Annotated in this window: 15 protein-coding genes; 2 read left to right on the forward strand and 13 right to left on the reverse strand. The window is 65.9% G+C overall.

Annotated features, from left to right (window positions below; all coding sequences use genetic code 11):
- Positions 1-54: 54 nt before the first annotated feature.
- The 9 genes from AC1DK4_RS03785 to AC1DK4_RS03825 all read right to left on the reverse strand — a co-directional run bounded on the left by AC1DK4_RS03785 (position 55) and on the right by AC1DK4_RS03825 (position 8,909).
- Positions 55-351: a (2Fe-2S)-binding protein gene (locus AC1DK4_RS03785; protein WP_441649709.1), complete on the reverse strand. Its 297-nt coding sequence runs from the start codon at positions 349-351 to the stop codon at positions 55-57.
- A gap of 245 nt (positions 352-596) precedes the next feature.
- Positions 597-2,363, reverse strand: coding sequence for a phosphoenolpyruvate--protein phosphotransferase (gene ptsP / locus AC1DK4_RS03790; protein ID WP_441613765.1), 1,767 nt, complete (start codon positions 2,361-2,363; stop codon positions 597-599).
- 136 nt (positions 2,364-2,499) lie between these two features.
- Complete coding sequence (locus AC1DK4_RS03795) at positions 2,500-2,769, reverse strand: HPr family phosphocarrier protein (RefSeq protein ID WP_035861002.1); 270 nt, start codon at positions 2,767-2,769, stop codon at positions 2,500-2,502.
- Positions 2,738-3,193 carry a PTS sugar transporter subunit IIA gene (locus tag AC1DK4_RS03800; RefSeq protein WP_441613766.1) on the reverse strand — a complete coding sequence of 152 codons (456 nt, stop codon included), beginning with the start codon at positions 3,191-3,193 and terminating at the stop codon, positions 2,738-2,740. Before AC1DK4_RS03800 ends, AC1DK4_RS03795 begins: the two co-directional genes overlap by 32 nt.
- Before the next feature lie 80 nt (positions 3,194-3,273).
- Entirely contained in the window at positions 3,274-4,227 is a 954-nt protein-coding gene (gshB, locus tag AC1DK4_RS03805; protein WP_441613767.1) for a glutathione synthase, read from the reverse strand.
- A gap of 75 nt (positions 4,228-4,302) precedes the next feature.
- Entirely contained in the window at positions 4,303-5,598 is a 1,296-nt protein-coding gene (gene gshA, locus AC1DK4_RS03810) for a glutamate--cysteine ligase (protein ID WP_441613768.1), read from the reverse strand.
- A gap of 541 nt (positions 5,599-6,139) precedes the next feature.
- Positions 6,140-7,675, reverse strand: a complete 1,536-nt coding sequence (locus tag AC1DK4_RS03815; protein ID WP_441613769.1) for an ammonium transporter — start codon at positions 7,673-7,675, stop codon at positions 6,140-6,142.
- Positions 7,676-7,705: 30 nt separating this feature from the next.
- Entirely contained in the window at positions 7,706-8,044 is a 339-nt protein-coding gene (locus AC1DK4_RS03820; RefSeq protein WP_006159494.1) for a P-II family nitrogen regulator, read from the reverse strand.
- Positions 8,045-8,108: 64 nt separating this feature from the next.
- The gene (locus tag AC1DK4_RS03825) at positions 8,109-8,909 is read right to left on the reverse strand and encodes a TorF family putative porin (protein ID WP_441613770.1); all 801 of its coding nucleotides are present in this window, start codon (positions 8,907-8,909) and stop codon (positions 8,109-8,111) included.
- 374 nt (positions 8,910-9,283) lie between these two features.
- On the opposite strand from AC1DK4_RS03825, the gene AC1DK4_RS03830 reads away from it, so the two are divergent.
- Both AC1DK4_RS03830 and AC1DK4_RS03835 read left to right on the forward strand, forming a co-directional pair.
- Positions 9,284-9,547 carry an accessory factor UbiK family protein gene (locus AC1DK4_RS03830; protein ID WP_441613771.1) on the forward strand — a complete coding sequence of 88 codons (264 nt, stop codon included), beginning with the start codon at positions 9,284-9,286 and terminating at the stop codon, positions 9,545-9,547.
- A 129-nt stretch (positions 9,548-9,676) separates the two neighbouring features.
- Entirely contained in the window at positions 9,677-11,221 is a 1,545-nt protein-coding gene (locus AC1DK4_RS03835) for a YifB family Mg chelatase-like AAA ATPase (protein ID WP_441649710.1), read from the forward strand.
- Positions 11,222-11,334: 113 nt separating this feature from the next.
- On the opposite strand, the gene AC1DK4_RS03840 is transcribed toward AC1DK4_RS03835, so the two are convergent.
- The 4 genes from AC1DK4_RS03840 to AC1DK4_RS03855 form a co-directional block, all read right to left on the reverse strand.
- A complete protein-coding gene (locus AC1DK4_RS03840) occupies positions 11,335-12,153 on the reverse strand; it encodes a hypothetical protein (RefSeq protein WP_441649711.1) in 819 nt (272 codons plus the stop codon).
- A 384-nt stretch (positions 12,154-12,537) separates the two neighbouring features.
- Positions 12,538-12,705, reverse strand: coding sequence for a hypothetical protein (locus tag AC1DK4_RS03845; RefSeq protein ID WP_441613774.1), 168 nt, complete (start codon positions 12,703-12,705; stop codon positions 12,538-12,540).
- Between the two features lie 139 nt (positions 12,706-12,844).
- On the reverse strand, positions 12,845-13,501 hold the full coding sequence (locus AC1DK4_RS03850; protein WP_441613775.1) for a LysE family transporter: 657 nt from the start codon (positions 13,499-13,501) through the stop codon (positions 12,845-12,847).
- Positions 13,502-13,607: 106 nt separating this feature from the next.
- The gene (locus AC1DK4_RS03855; protein ID WP_441649712.1) at positions 13,608-14,204 is read right to left on the reverse strand and encodes a hypothetical protein; all 597 of its coding nucleotides are present in this window, start codon (positions 14,202-14,204) and stop codon (positions 13,608-13,610) included.
- Between the last annotated feature and the right edge of the window lie 171 nt (positions 14,205-14,375).

Raw genomic sequence — 14,375 nt, forward strand, 5'->3', positions numbered from 1 at the left:
GCGTGCAGTCTGGAAATGGGAAAACGCGCCGCAATCTAAAAATTGCGGGCGAGTTCAGGCAACCAGCTCAGTTTGCTGGTCGTTCGCGACTGCCGGGTCCCGAGTGTCCATTATGGCACGCGGACCAGAGGACGAACAGGAGGAAATGTCCACCACATGGATGGTGGCGACCGTTACGTTGCGCACCGCCGCCACGCCTTCGCACAGGACCTGGTGGGCGCATTCGCGGCAGCGGCCGCAGCAGGTGCCAACACCCAGCGTTTCAGCCAGCTCTTCCAGCGTTTGCACGCCAAGATGGGCGGCTCCATGGATTTCTCGGTCGGTAACCTGATTGCAGATGCAAACGTACACAAATGCCTCCTTGGGGCAGGGGTGACACCGGCATGTCACCCTCGATGTACGCCAGAATATCAGAGATCGAAAATGATAACAATTCCCATTAAGGCACAAAGGGTACATGCCAGGAGAGCGCCACTTTGCACCAGTTTCCGGCATGCGGGGGTCGTCACACTCCCGCCGAAAAGTGACGGATTACCCCCAATCACGGTGCCGGATCCGAGGCAAAAACCCCAACCACATCAGGGTTGTCCGAGCCGTCACAGCTGCTTCAGCGCGCAGGCCAGTTCCTCCGGCTCGTAGGCACACAGGACCTGCTCCACCAGCCGCTCCAGCCGCTGGCAGTCGGCATGCAGGACTTCCTGCTTGACCCGCAGCAGCTGCGAAGGATGCATGGAGAATTCGCGCAGCCCCATGCCCAGCAGCAGCCGGGTCATGGCGGGGTCGCCCGCCATCTCGCCGCACACCGCCACGGGCACGCCGGCGCGGTTGGCCTCGCGGATGGTGCGGGCAATCAGCTGCAGCACCGCCGGGTGCAGCGGGTCGTACAGATGCGCCACGGCGTTGTCGGCACGGTCGATGGCCAGCGTGTACTGGATCAGGTCGTTGGTGCCGATCGAGAGGAAATCCATGCGGCGCAGGAACAGCGGCAGCATCAGCACGGCTGCCGGAATCTCGATCATGGCCCCGACCTTGATGTTCGGGTCGAAAGCCTGGCCGCGCGCGTCGAGCTGGCGCTTGGCCTGGGCGATCAGGTCCAGGGTCTGGTCGATCTCGCGCGCGTGCGCCAGCATCGGGATCAGCAGGCGCACCGGCCCGAAGGCCGAGGCACGCAACAACGCCCGCAGCTGGGTCAGGAACATCGCCGGTTCCGACAGCGACCAGCGGATCGCGCGCAAGCCCAGGGCGGGATTCAGCGCGGTCTCGAAATCGTCGCCCCGCCCGTCGCGTCCGTCCAGGGGCTTGTCGGCGCCGATATCGATGGTGCGGATGGTGACCGGCAGGCCGTGCATGGCATCCACGGCGCCGCGGTAGGCATGGAACTGCTCCTCCTCGTCGGGCAGTTCGCCGCGCCGGTTCATAAAGAGGAATTCCGAACGGAACAGCCCCACCCCGACGGCACCGGCAGTGAGCGCCGCGCTGGCGTCTTCCGCCATCTCGATATTGGCCAGCAGGTCGATCTCGAGCCCGTCCAGCGTCACCGCCGGCGTATGGCGCAGGCGCTGCAGGCGCTTCTTCTCCAGGGCCCGCTCGCTCTGGCGGTGGCGGTATTCCTCGAGGATGATGGCCGACGGGTCGACGATCACCAGGCCGGCGTCGCCGTCGATGATCACCCAGTCGTCCTGGCGGATCAGCTCGCTCGCGCTCTGCACGCCCACGGCGGCGGGGATGTCCAGGCTGCGCGCCACGATGGCGGTGTGCGAGGTGCGCCCGCCCAGGTCGGTCACGAAGCCATGGAACACGGTATGGCGGAACTGCAGCATGTCGGCCGGCGAGATATCGTGCGCGACCACGATCACGCCCGGCGCGGGCTCGCCGTCGGGGGCGAGCGTGGAAGGCGGCGCCGGGGCCGGCGCCAGCATCGCCGCGCCGGCCAGCACCTTGAGAAGGCGCTCGACCACCTGGCGGATGTCCGCCTTGCGCTCGCGCAGGTATTCGTCTTCGATTTCGTCGAACTGCCGCATCAGTTCTTCGAGCCGCGTGGTCAGCGCCCATTCGGCGTTGTAGCGGCGGTTGCGGATCAGCGCCTCGGGTTCGCGCGCAAGCGCCTCGTCGTCGAGGATCATCGCGTGCACGTCGAGGAAGGCGCCCATTTCCTCCGGCGCCTCGCGCGGCAGGTCGCGCTTGAGCGCGGCCAGTTCGGCCCGCACCACCGCGCGCGCGGAGCGCAGGCGCTCGACCTCGTCGTCGAGCCGGTCTTCATCGACCAGGTAATGGGAGACATCGAGCGCGGCAGGCGCGAGCAAATGCGCGCGGCCGATGGCGACGCCGCGCGAGACCGGGATGCCGTGCAGGGCAAATGGCATGTACCGCTCCGTCAGGAACGTTTAAGAAGTCTGGCCGTGGCCAGCAGCCTCGAGAGCCGTCGCAGGATGCGGCAAGGCGGCCCCGGCCGGGCGCGCCATGGCGGACGGTGCCGCCGCACTCATCCTGGGCCGGCCCTTATTCTCCCTCGCCGAAGCGGTTGGCGATCAGCGCCAGCAGCGCGTCCATCGCCTCCTGCTCGTCGGGACCGTCGGTCTCGATGGTCACGGTCGAGCCAATGCCGGCGGCCAGCATCATCACGCCCATGATGCTCTTGGCGTCGACCTGCCGGCCGTTGCGCGACATCTTGACCTGACTCACGAAGTTGCCGGCCAATTGCGTCAGCTTGGCGGATGCGCGGGCGTGCAGCCCGAGCTTATTGATGATGTTGGTGTCCCTCTGCAGCATATTTGTCGGGATGATTAGCGATCTGGTTCTGGACAGTGGTGGAGCCTACCTGCAATACCCCCTGCGAGCCGCCGGCCAGGGCCTTGAGGGCGAGCTGGTCGAGCTTCTCGGTACGGTAGCAGATGGCGCGCACCAGCATGGGAAGGTTGACGCCGGCGAGTACCTTGACGCGGCCCGGCTCGGCGAGCCGGGCCGCGATATTGGCCGGCGTCGCGCCAAAGATATCGGTCAGCACCAGCGCACCGTTCTCTTCGCAGATCTCGGCGAGACGGCGCCGGGCTTCGGCCAGCACGGCGGCCGGCTCGGCGTCCGGCGTGACGTCGATCGCTTCGAGCCGTTGCGGCTGGCCACAGTAGACGTGGGCGGCGCAGTCGCGCAATGCCGAAGCCAGCGGGGCGTGCGCGATGATCAGAATGCCTGCCATGGTGGTGAATCCGTTGGATTGACGCGATTGTAGCAGGCACTCCAGCCGGCGAAGTCAGCCGCGGCTGACTTCGCACCGGCTTAGCCCGCGCGGGCCTGTACCGCCTGCTCCAGCGCGTCGATGAACATGGCGGCCACCTGGAAGCCGGTCTGCTGCGTGATTTCCTGGAAACAGGTCGGACTCGTCACATTGACTTCGGTGAGGTAGTCGCCGATCGCRTCCAGCCCGACCAGCAGCAGGCCGCGCTCCCACAGGCCCGGCGCCAGCGCCTCGGCGATCTCGCGGTCCCGCTGCGAAAGCGGCTGCGCCCGCCCCGTGCCGCCCGCGGCCAGGTTGCCGCGCACTTCGCCATCCTTGGGGATGCGCGCCAGCGAGTATGGCACCGGCTTGCCGCCGATCAGCAGGATGCGCTTGTCGCCGTCCTTGATCTCGGGGATATAGCGTTGCGCCATCAGCGTGCGCGCGCCGTTCTCGCCCAGCGTCTCGATGATGGAACCGAGGTTGAGGCCATCCGCGCCGACCCGGAAGATCCCCATGCCGCCCATGCCGTCGAGCGGCTTGAGGATGACGTCGCGGTGCTCGGCGTGGAACTCGCGGATGCGGTCGGCATCGCGCGTGACCAGGGTAGGCGTGGTGAACTGGGGATACTTCGCGATCGCCAGCTTCTCGGAAAAGTCGCGCACCGCCTGCGGCTTGTTGAACACATTGGCGCCATGCGACTCGGCCAGCTCCAGCAGCCAGGTGCTGGTCACGTATTCCATGTCGAACGGCGGGTCCTTGCGCATCAGGACGGCGTCGAAGCCCGTCAGCGGATGCAGGGCGGGCTCGCCGGCGCGATACCAGTCATGCGCATCGCCGGTCAGCTGCAGCGGGCGCACCACGGCCTCGACCCGGTGCGCCGACAGCGAGAGCTGCGACTGCAGGCAGGCAAACAGCTCGTGGCCGCGCTCGGCCGCCTCCACCATCATGGCGTAGGTGGAGTCCTTGTAGGTCTTGAAGGTGTCCAGCGGGTCGGTAATAAACAGAATGCGCATGTTGGCTCGTCCCGGATCGCAGGGGCCGCGCGCAGCGCGCGGCACGTCAAGGCGCTGCCACACGGCAGCGCCGCCTCACAGAATCGGATTGGGGTCGGTCTTCTCGAGTTCCAGTGAGGCAGCCAGCAAGGCCAGCCGCGCCACCACGCCGTACATATAGAACCGGTTCGGCACCGCCGCGCCAGGCTTGGCATGACTGTCCGGAATGCCGTTCGGCGCAAACGCCAGCGGCACGAAGTGCATGCCCGGCGCATTCAGGTTCTCGTCGTTGCCGCGGCCGGTATGGACGCGGTAGAAGCCGCCGACCACATAGCGGTCGATCATGTACACCACCGGCTCGGCCACCGCCTCGTTGACCTTCTCGAAGGTGTGCACGCCTTCCTGGATGATGACGTCGTTGACCTCGAGGCCTTCCTTGACGACGCTCATCTTGTTGCGTTCCTTGCGGTTCAGCCCCTTGACCTCGGCCGGATCGCGCACGGTCATGATACCCATGCCATAGGTGCCGGCATCGGCCTTGACGACCACATAAGGCGTTTCCTTGATGCCGTACTCGCGATATTTCTTGGCGATCTTCTTGAGCACCGCCTCGACCGAGTCGGCCAGCGCGTCCTCGCCCACGCGCTCGTGGAAATCGATGCCCGAGCACTTGGCGAAATACGGATTGACCATCCAGGGATCGATGTCGATCAGCTTGGCGAACTTCTTGGCCACCTCGTCGTAGGCGGCGAAGTGGCTGGTCTTGCGCCGCGTCGACCAGCCCGCGTGCAGCGGCGGCAGCAGGTACTGCTCGTTGATGTTCTCCAGGATCGGCGGGATGCCGGCCGAGAGATCGTTGTTGAGCAGGATCGAACAGGGATCGAAATCCTTCAGCCCCAGGCGGCGTCCGCGCGCGCCCAGCCGCGCCAGCGGCTCGACCACCAGCGTCTGGCCGTCGGGCAGATCGATCGGGGTGGGTTCGGTGATGTCCTCGGACAGCGAGCCCAGCCGGACATTGAGTCCGGCCTGGCGCATGATCAGCGACAGGCGCGCCACGTTCTGCAGATAGAACATGTTGCGCGTGTGACGCTCGGGGATCAGCAGCAGGTTCTTGGCATCCGGACAGATCTTCTCGATCGCGGCCATGGCCGCCTGCACCGCCAGCGGCAGCATTTCAGGCGCTAGGTTGTTGAAACCGCCCGGGAACAGGTTGGTGTCGACCGGCGCGAGCTTGAAGCCGGCATTGCGCAGATCGACCGAGCAGTAGAACGGAGGCGTATGTTCCTGCCATTCCAGCCTGAACCAGCGCTCGATGGACGGCGTCGCGTCCAGGATCTTTTTTTCCAGCTCGAGCAGCGGACCGTTCAGCGCGGTGATGAGATGCGGGACCATATACATCCTATTGATCGTCTTTATCGTTCGCCCAGATTGTAGAGGAACGGCCAATTGGCTGCTGGCGCTACCAGAATAAGCATATGCGAGCGCCGGCTAGAGGAAGAAGGATATGGGGATGCCGGCGTGGATTAAAAGGGGCGCCTGGCAGGCGCCCCGGCGACATGCGCAAATCGGCGCCCGGGCCAGGCGCGGCGGCCGGCGAGGCAAAAAAAAAGCGCGACAGTGTCGCGCTTTCAAATGGCCTGACAGATACGGGGAGCGTTCTGCAGGTGGAGGAAACTGCCTCACTCGCACTGTATGTGCGCTGCCCTCCTAAAACAATTGAAGCTTTTTAAGATCGGATTTAAGCACCTGGCGAAAAGTCCATGCCGGCAGTGTGCCCAAGGCGCCGCGGCGCGCCGGTGCCGAACGATGCAGGCTATTTCGTCGCAGATGCCATCACGATACCGGCATCACAACGAAAAAAGCCCGGCACAAGGCCGGGCGAAACTCCTGAGAGAAGATTCCCAATCAGCTCTCCAGCACAACTCCTCTGCGATCAGGCTTCATACGCGGTCTCGCCGTGCGAGGTGATGTCCAGACCCTCGCGCTCTTCTTCTTCCGGCACCCGCAGGCCGATCAGCATATCCACCAGCTTGTAGGCGACGAAGGCCACCACGCCGGACCACACGATGGTGGTCAGCACGCCTTCGAACTGGATCCAAACCTGGCCGGCGATCGAGTAATCGTCGGCCACCTTGTTGGCCACGTAGTCATAGATGCCCGTGCCGCCCAGGCTCGGGGATGCGAACACACCGGTCAGCAGCGCGCCCAGGATGCCGCCCACGCCATGCACGCCGAACACGTCCAGCGAGTCATCCATGCCCAGCAGCTTCTTCAGGCCGGTCACGCCCCACAGGCACAGCAGGCCAGCGGCGATACCGATCACGATCGAACCCATCGGGCCGACGAAGCCGGCCGCCGGGGTGATCGCCACCAGGCCGGCCACGGCACCCGAGGCACCGCCCAGCATCGACGGCTTGCCCTTGCTGATCCACTCGCCGAAGGTCCAGGACAGCACTGCCGCGCAGGTCGCCAGCAGCGTGTTGACGAAGGCCAGCGCAGCCGAGCCGTTGGCTTCCAGCGCCGAGCCGGCGTTGAAGCCGAACCAGCCGAACCACAGCAGCGAAGCGCCCACCATGGTGAAGGTCAGGCTGTGCGGACGGAGCGCCTCGCGGCCGAAGCCGATACGCTTGCCGAACATGAAGGCACCCACCAGGCCGGCCACGGCCGCATTGATGTGCACCACGGTACCGCCGGCGAAGTCCAGCGCGCCCTTCTGGAACAGCCAGCCGGACTTGGCGGTGGCAGCCGTCGCGGCTGCCGCGTCGGTGAAGCCGTCCGGACCGGGCCAGAACCAGACCATGTGGGCCATCGGGATGTACGAGAAGGTGAACCACAGCACCACGAACACCAGCACGGCCGAGAACTTGGCGCGCTCGGCGAAGGCACCGATGATCAGCCCGCAGGTGATTGCCGCGAAGGCGCACTGGAAGGCGAAGTAGGCCAGCTCCGGCACCACCACGCCCTTGCTGAAGGTCGCTGCCACGGCGTCTACGTTCAGGCCCTTCATGAAGAGCCTGTCGGTGCCGCCGAAGAACGCGTTGCCCTCGGTGAAGGCGAAGCTATAGCCGTAGATGGCCCACAGCAGCGACACCAGCGAGAAGATCACCAGGCACTGCATCAGCACCGACAGCATGTTCTTCGAGCGGACCAGGCCGCCGTAGAACAGGGCCAGGCCGGGCAGCGTCATCAGGATGACGAAGGCAGTCGATACCAGCAGCCAGGCGGTGTCGCCCTTGTTCGGCACGGGTGCCGGGGCGGCGGCGGGAGCCGCTGCCTCTGCCGCGGGAGCAGCCGCTGCAGGCGCCGCGGCGGCCGGAGCCGCTGCCGGGGCCGCGGCGGCAGCCGGAGCCGAGGCTTCCGCGGCGGGCTTGTCCTGCGCCACGGCGTGGGTGGCCACGCCGATGCCGGCCGTGCCCAGGGCCAGCGCCAGGGCGCCGGTGCTCAGGATGCGCTTGATCCAGGATTTCATGTGATTAACCTCTTGTCGTTGGGCTGTGCGTCACAGCGCATCGCCGCCGGTCTCGCCGGTGCGGATGCGGATGACCTGCTCGATCGGGGCAACAAAGATCTTGCCGTCGCCGATCTTGCCAGTGCGCGCCGATTTTTCGATCGCCTCGATGGCCCGGTCGACCACGTCGTCCGGGACGGCCACTTCGATCTTCACCTTGGGCAGGAAGTCCACGATGTACTCCGCGCCCCGGTACAGCTCGGTATGGCCCTTCTGGCGGCCGAAGCCCTTGACTTCGGTCACGGTGATGCCGGACACCCCGACGTCCGAGAGCGCTTCGCGCACCTCGTCGAGCTTGAACGGCTTGATGACAGCGATGATCAGTTTCATCCGATTTCTCCTCTGAGCGGGTCGGCCCGGTATCCGCCCGGCGCCCGCTCTACCTCATGCTGGTTTAGAAAGTCTTGGTGATCGAAGCCCAGGCCGTGGCGCGGCCGACATAGCGACCGGACGTATTGGTATAGACCGAGTTGTGCGCGTTGGTGTCGATATAGGCGACCGCCAGCGCGAAGCCCTTGCCCAGGTCCTTGGTCAGGCCGATCTTCCAGTCCGTGTACGAGGCGCTGTTGATGTGCTTCACGTTCTGGTAGCCGACGTGCGCGTTCACCGTCAGGTCCCAGAAGTTCAGCGGCACGTTGGCCGTCAGGTCCACGTAGTAGCTGTACTTGCTGTCGGCAAAGCCGAACAGGTTGGTCAGCGACTGCGAATACTTCAGGAACACCGGGCCGTAGCCCGCGCCGACGTACAGTTCCGTGGTGTACGGGCGCGTGAAGCCGGCCGGGTAGTCGCCCGGGTAGTAGTACTGCAGCACGCCGGCGTCGTAGTTCCATTCCAGCCCGGCGATCGTGACGGTGTTCTTGAAACCGCCGTAGAAGTCCATCTCGATCGGCGCCGAGACCTGCGAGTTGCTGTCGCTGAGCCAGCTGATGTTCGAGTTCCAGTTACCGATGTAGAAGCCACTCGAATGCGAGTAGTCGAAGCCACCCTGGATGGCGGGGCGGTGATTGGTCTGCATCAGGCCGCGATAGCGATATTCGGTAGCCAGGGTCACATTGGCCGTGAACGTATGCGGCGAGGCCTCGGCCGCGGCGGCAGGAGCCGCCGCGGCGTCGGATGCGCTCTGGGCAAAAGCTGCGGAGCTGAGGCCGCAAAGCACAACTGCACTGGCACTGACTGCAAGGGCCAACTTCTTCATGGATTTCTTCTCCTTTTCCTCTGGCTCGGTACTCGTGTGTTTGGATTCGATAGTGAAACAAGGCTCCCGGATTCATTACTGCAACTGCCGTGCCAGGTCTGCCGCCATGCAGGAACCGTATTTTTGTGAAGAAAGGACCTCTCCCCTGCGTCATTGGAAAGCCCGCTGAGCGGCCGGCGGCACGTTAAAAGGTGTTACCAGGCCTCGCCGGCGCTTTCCCGGCGGCGCATGAAGCGCGATAATCGGCCCAAGCCGGCGGCAGGTGCCGTGCACGCACCGCGTTTGCCCGCGTTCCGGCCGGGTGCACCGTGATGCAGCACGCGAAATCCGCCCACCCATCATCCGCACCAAGGCGGTGCAAAAGGAGAATCACCATGAAACCGACCGACCTGTTCAACGATTTCCAGGCCAAGGTCAGCGAAGCCTTGCGCAACTCGCCCGCCAAGGACATCGAGAAAAACGTGCGCAGCATGATGACCCAGGGCTTCTCCAAGCTGGACCTGGTCACGCGCGAGGAATTCGACGTGCAGTCGCAGGTGCTGGCCCGTACCCGCGCGCGCCTGGAAGAACTGGAAGCCCGCGTGCTCGAGCTGGAGCGTCGCGCCGCCGGCGGCTCCGACAAGCCGGCTGCCGGCTGAAGCGCTTGGCGCGCCGCGCATCCGCCCCGGGTCGCCGATGACGCCGGGCAAGCGTCTTGTCCGCCATCATGGCCGCCGCACTCCGGCGGCCATTTTCGTTAACACTTCCTTGAAGTTTGCGGAGCAACGATGAGCCTCGCCCTGCTGCGCAGCCGGGCGCTGACCGGACTCGAGGCGCCGCTGGTGTCGGTCGAGGTTCACCTCGCCAACGGCCTGCCTGCCTGCAGCATCGTCGGCCTGGCCGACACCGAGGTCCGTGAAAGCCGCGAGCGGGTCCGCGCGGCCATCATCAACAGCCGCTTCGAATTCCCGAACCGGCGCATTACCGTCAACCTGGCCCCGGCCGACCTGCCGAAGGAATCCGGACGCTTCGACCTGCCCATCGCCCTGGGCATCCTGGCCGCGAGCGGCCAGATCCCGCTGGACGGGCTGGATGCCAGCGAGTTCGCCGGCGAGTTGTCGCTGTCCGGCGATCTGCGCCCGGTGCGCGGCGCACTGGCCATGGCGATGAGCCTGCAGCGCGACAATGCGCTGCGGCAGGCCAGCGATGCCGGGCCGCCGCGCACCTTCGTGGTGGCAGCCGAGAACGGGCCGGAAGCTGCCCTGATCGACGGGGTCACCGTCTATGCGGCGCGCTCCCTGCTGGAAGTCTGCGCTCACCTTGGCCCGCTCCCCGAGGGCCGGCTGCCGCGCGCCGAACCGCTGCTGGCTGTCGGCGGCGCCGAGCCCGCCCGCCCCGACATGCGCGACGTCCGCGGCCAGGCGCAGGCGCGCCGCGCCATGGAGATCGCCGCCGCCGGACAGCATTCGGCGCTCCTGATCGGGCCGCCGGGCACCGGCAAATCCATGCTGGCGCAGCGCTTTCCCGGCCTGCTGCCGCCCATGACACTGGAAGAAGCGCTGGAATCCGCCGCGGTGCAAAGCCTCACCGCCGCCGGCTTCCACCCCGCCCGCTGGCGCGAGCGGCCCTACCGCGCGCCGCACCACACCGCCTCGGCGGCGGCGCTGGTCGGCGGCGGCGGTAATCCCCGCCCCGGTGAAATCTCGCTCGCCCATCACGGCGTGCTGTTTCTGGACGAACTCCCCGAATTCGACCGCAAGGTGCTCGAAGTCCTGCGCGAGCCGCTGGAGTCAGGCCGCGTCACCATCTCGCGCGCCGCCCGCCAGTCCGATTTCCCGGCCCGCTTCCAGTTTGTCGCGGCCATGAACCCCTGCCCCTGCGGCTACCTCGGCCATCCGTCCCGGCCTTGCCGCTGCACGCCCGACCAGGTGCTGCGCTACCAGTCCCGGCTCTCCGGCCCGCTGCTCGACCGCATCGACCTGCAGATCGAAGTGCCCGCCCAGGACCAGCAGGAAATGCTCGATGGCCCGCCCGGCGAGCCCAGCGCCGAGGTGCGCGAGCGCGTACTGGCGGCGCGCGCCCGCCAGCAGGCGCGCCAGGGCAAACCCAACGCCGCCCTGGCAGGCCGCGAGATCGACGAGCATTGCCCGCTCGCGCCCGAAGCGCAGGCGATGCTGCGCGGCGCCATGACCAAGCTGGCCTGGTCGGCGCGCGCGTATTTCCGGGTCCTGAAGATCGCCCGCACGTTGGCGGACCTGGAAGGCGCCGAGCTATTGCAGCCCGGCCATGTGGGCGAGGCGATCCAGTACCGGCGTGCTTTGCGCACGCCGTGATTGCATCGTGAAAGACTGGGAACTGGCACGGGAGAGAGGTACTCGCGCGGTCGGCGCGAGCTTACGATATTCGCCGCTTGATTTTCATTTACACGAAGGCCAGCAAAAGCCTTCTAGGCTGCACACGGAAACACTGCGATCCCGTGAAAAATGGCGCCGTTCTCCAGTCTCACCCGATATGGCATGGCGACATGAATGCCGCCGTCGGCCGCCGATCCCAGCATGATTTTGGCGCCGATGCCACCCGAATCGAAATCCTCGTGGCTCTGCACTGCATCACTGCGCGTGAAAATCGACTTCCCCTTGAGCCATCCCTTTTTACCACCCGCCATTGCCACCAGTTGGAAATCGACGGTTGCAACAGAATTGAGGATCGAGAAGCTTGCCTTTCCACCGACCGTGCCGGCCTGCTGATTGCTATCGATATTGGTGCCGTTAACAAAAGTTATCGTGGTGACACGTGGCGCGCCGCACCGATAGGTCCAATTGCCAGGCATCGCCCTTAATGGCTTGATGAGCAGGTAATGCCATGACCACCGAGGGCTCCCATCAAGAATCTCCGTGCTTCCTTGCGGGGTAGTCAGCGTACCGGCCGACCATCGGCCTAATGCGAAATCCGCGTTCCCCGAAACATCGCCCAACTGCATCGACGCACCCGATAATCTAAAGTTAGCCAGGGAAGTCAATGCGCCGCTGTCCACCTGTCGATAAGTAGTCAACGGAGCCAACGTAAATCCGGAGGGACCGATGAGCGAGAAAATAGCCGGATTGTCATTTCGGAAAAGCGCCGACACGCCGCCCAAAATGCCGTTCGGCAATTCCGACTCGGACGATCCGGGTTTATCGGTGCGCCTTTCCCATCCGTCGCAGGCGCTCATGCCACTCGCCGCCATCAAAAGCAATGAGCAGAGAAATAAATCCCTTGGTTCCATGAAGTTGTGCGCTTGGTTCAGGGCTCTCAATGATTGCGAGGTTGAGACCCACCACAGCGGAGAACAATCGTTCCTAAACAGTGGCTTACCTGCGTGCGCAAGCCCATCAGAAACCGCTCAAAGTTGCATGAGAAATTTCCGCATGCATGGGGCGTAAACGTGTGGTGTGTCGACGTGCGAGAAGAAAGATATGCAGTCAGCAGGCAGCAGTAGGCTGCTGGAAGCAGGGAGTACGCTACAGAAAGACGAGCGCCGCAAAACCGGGTCGCGCCGGCGGCCACGCAGAACCGCTATTGGGATCTCGGACCGACCCCTGTCTGCTGGCACGCCGGACGCTGTCATCCGAACTTCACGGCATTTCCCTGTCCGGCGCGCGATGTACCTTCACCCGCGCGGCGGCACCGCGACGGGCGGCTCCGCGGGCGGCGGATCCTCTTCGGGCGGCAGCGGCAGGTCGGGAGGGACGCCCGGCGGCGCGGGCTCATCGGCCGGCGGCACGGTATGGGCGGGATGGCGGCGCGGCTGGGCCTGCACGGCGTGAGAATGGGGCATGACTGGTCTCCGCGTCGGACGATTCACCTCACCTATTTAAGCAAACGCCCCCGTCAGAAGCCAGCGGCATGCTGAAAGCCGGCCCGCGGCACCCGGCCGCCGGAGGGCACGCCACTTCGGCCGCTTCGGTCATCAGGCATCAGGCCGGATGCCGCCTGACGAAGAACAGCGCCGCGCCTACGGCCACCAGCACGCTGCCGAACACGCGGTTCTGCCAGCGCATCGCCCGCGCGTTGCGGAACAGGCCGCGCATGCGCGAGGCGAGCAGCGCGTAGCCGTGCATCACCACCAGGTCCACGCCGCACATGGTCGCGGCGAGGATCGCGAGCTGGGGCGCCAGCGGGTGATTGGGATCGATGAACTGCGGCAGCACCGCGACCATGAAGATGATCCCCTTGGGGTTGGTGACATTGGTCAGCAGGCCGGTGGCAAAGCGGCGGCGCGGGCTCAGGGCGGCCACGCGCGGCGCGCCGGCTTCGTCGCCCTGGTCCGCGGCGGCCGGGCCGTCTTCCACGCGCGCGCGCCACTGCTGCACGCCCAGGTAGACCAGATATAGCGCGCCGACCGTCTTGACCACGACAAAGGCGTGTTCGGAGGCAAGCAGCAGCGCGCCCAGCCCGCCGCCCGCCACCAGCAGGATGATCACCAGTCCGGTCTGCAGGCCGAAGATGGTGGTGGTGGTCTTGCGCAGCCCGTAGGACAGGCCATGGCTCATCGACAGCACGGCCCCCGAACCCGGAGACACGGCAATCACCCAACAAGCTGCGAAATAGGCCAGCCAGACTTCYAGACGCATGACATCACTCCTTGAATAGAATCCAGAATCGCGCCCGCACGGGCGCTTGCAAACGTTATCTCATCGGCCCGGCGCGCGGCATGGGGCACCACCGGCCCGGCGCAGCTCAGAACGGATGGAAGCTGGTGAGGAACTGGTCGACCTGCTCGGCCTGGCGCTGGTCGCGCGCCGCGTCGCCCGCCTCCAGCACCACCGCCTGGTAGACATGCACGCCCGAGGCCACCAGCCTTGCCGTCAGCCTGCGCGCCGACTTGTCCTGCGGCGACACTGCCGCCACCTGCACCTCCACGCCCTCCAGCGCCACCGCCGGCGTGGCGGCGGACATCACCGTCACCTGGCGGGTCTTGACCGCATCGGCCGGATGCGGCCCGAGATTGCCGAGCAGCCCGGCCTGCATCGATGCCAGCGCAGCCTGCCGCATGGCGGCATCGTCGGCCGGCAAGGTCACCACGCCCACGGCGAACAGGGTCTCGTCGACCCGCGCCGCCTCCATCGTCATCGGCAGCTTGCGCCCGGCAATCGACACCTCGCGCGCGGCGCCGCTCGGCTTGCCCGGATAGAGCGCGGCATAAGCCCCTTCGTTGGACTGGATGGTGCGCCAGTCATAGCGCGGCGAGCAGGCAGCCAGCGCACAGATGGCCGCGATCGCAACAAGCCCGGCGAGCGAGGGTGACGAAAAACGGGAAAACCAGGCGTGTGGCATCGCGGCAGTCGGGGGGGCTGAAAGCCTGGCAGCGGTCCTGCGAACCCTGCCCGGGAATGTGCGGTCCCGCACCCCAAGGCATGCCGGCACGGCGCCTCGGGTTCGGGCAGAAGCCGCTATTATCGGGGAACCCGCGCGCCAGCGCGCATTCATTGCCCACCCCATGCCACG

This window comes from Cupriavidus sp. 05N38, from assembly GCF_056397345.1.

Bases quoted from the DNA above. Each gene is read 5' to 3' on its own strand.
- AC1DK4_RS03795 (WP_035861002.1), bottom strand. From the start codon at position 2,769: ATGCTGCAGAGGGACACCAACATCATCAATAAGCTCGGGCTGCACGCC.
- AC1DK4_RS03845 (WP_441613774.1), bottom strand. From the start codon at position 12,705: ATGCCCCATTCTCACGCCGTGCAGGCCCAGCCGCGCCGCCATCCCGCC.
- AC1DK4_RS03835 (WP_441649710.1), top strand. From the start codon at position 9,677: ATGAGCCTCGCCCTGCTGCGCAGCCGGGCGCTGACCGGACTCGAGGCG.
- AC1DK4_RS03820 (WP_006159494.1), bottom strand. From the start codon at position 8,044: ATGAAACTGATCATCGCTGTCATCAAGCCGTTCAAGCTCGACGAGGTG.
- AC1DK4_RS03830 (WP_441613771.1), top strand. From the start codon at position 9,284: ATGAAACCGACCGACCTGTTCAACGATTTCCAGGCCAAGGTCAGCGAA.
- AC1DK4_RS03825 (WP_441613770.1), bottom strand. From the start codon at position 8,909: ATGAAGAAGTTGGCCCTTGCAGTCAGTGCCAGTGCAGTTGTGCTTTGC.
- ptsP (WP_441613765.1), bottom strand. From the start codon at position 2,363: ATGCCATTTGCCCTGCACGGCATCCCGGTCTCGCGCGGCGTCGCCATC.
- AC1DK4_RS03800 (WP_441613766.1), bottom strand. From the start codon at position 3,193: ATGGCAGGCATTCTGATCATCGCGCACGCCCCGCTGGCTTCGGCATTG.
- gshA (WP_441613768.1), bottom strand. From the start codon at position 5,598: ATGGTCCCGCATCTCATCACCGCGCTGAACGGTCCGCTGCTCGAGCTG.
- AC1DK4_RS03855 (WP_441649712.1), bottom strand. From the start codon at position 14,204: ATGCCACACGCCTGGTTTTCCCGTTTTTCGTCACCCTCGCTCGCCGGG.
- AC1DK4_RS03815 (WP_441613769.1), bottom strand. From the start codon at position 7,675: ATGAAATCCTGGATCAAGCGCATCCTGAGCACCGGCGCCCTGGCGCTG.
- AC1DK4_RS03840 (WP_441649711.1), bottom strand. From the start codon at position 12,153: ATGGAACCAAGGGATTTATTTCTCTGCTCATTGCTTTTGATGGCGGCG.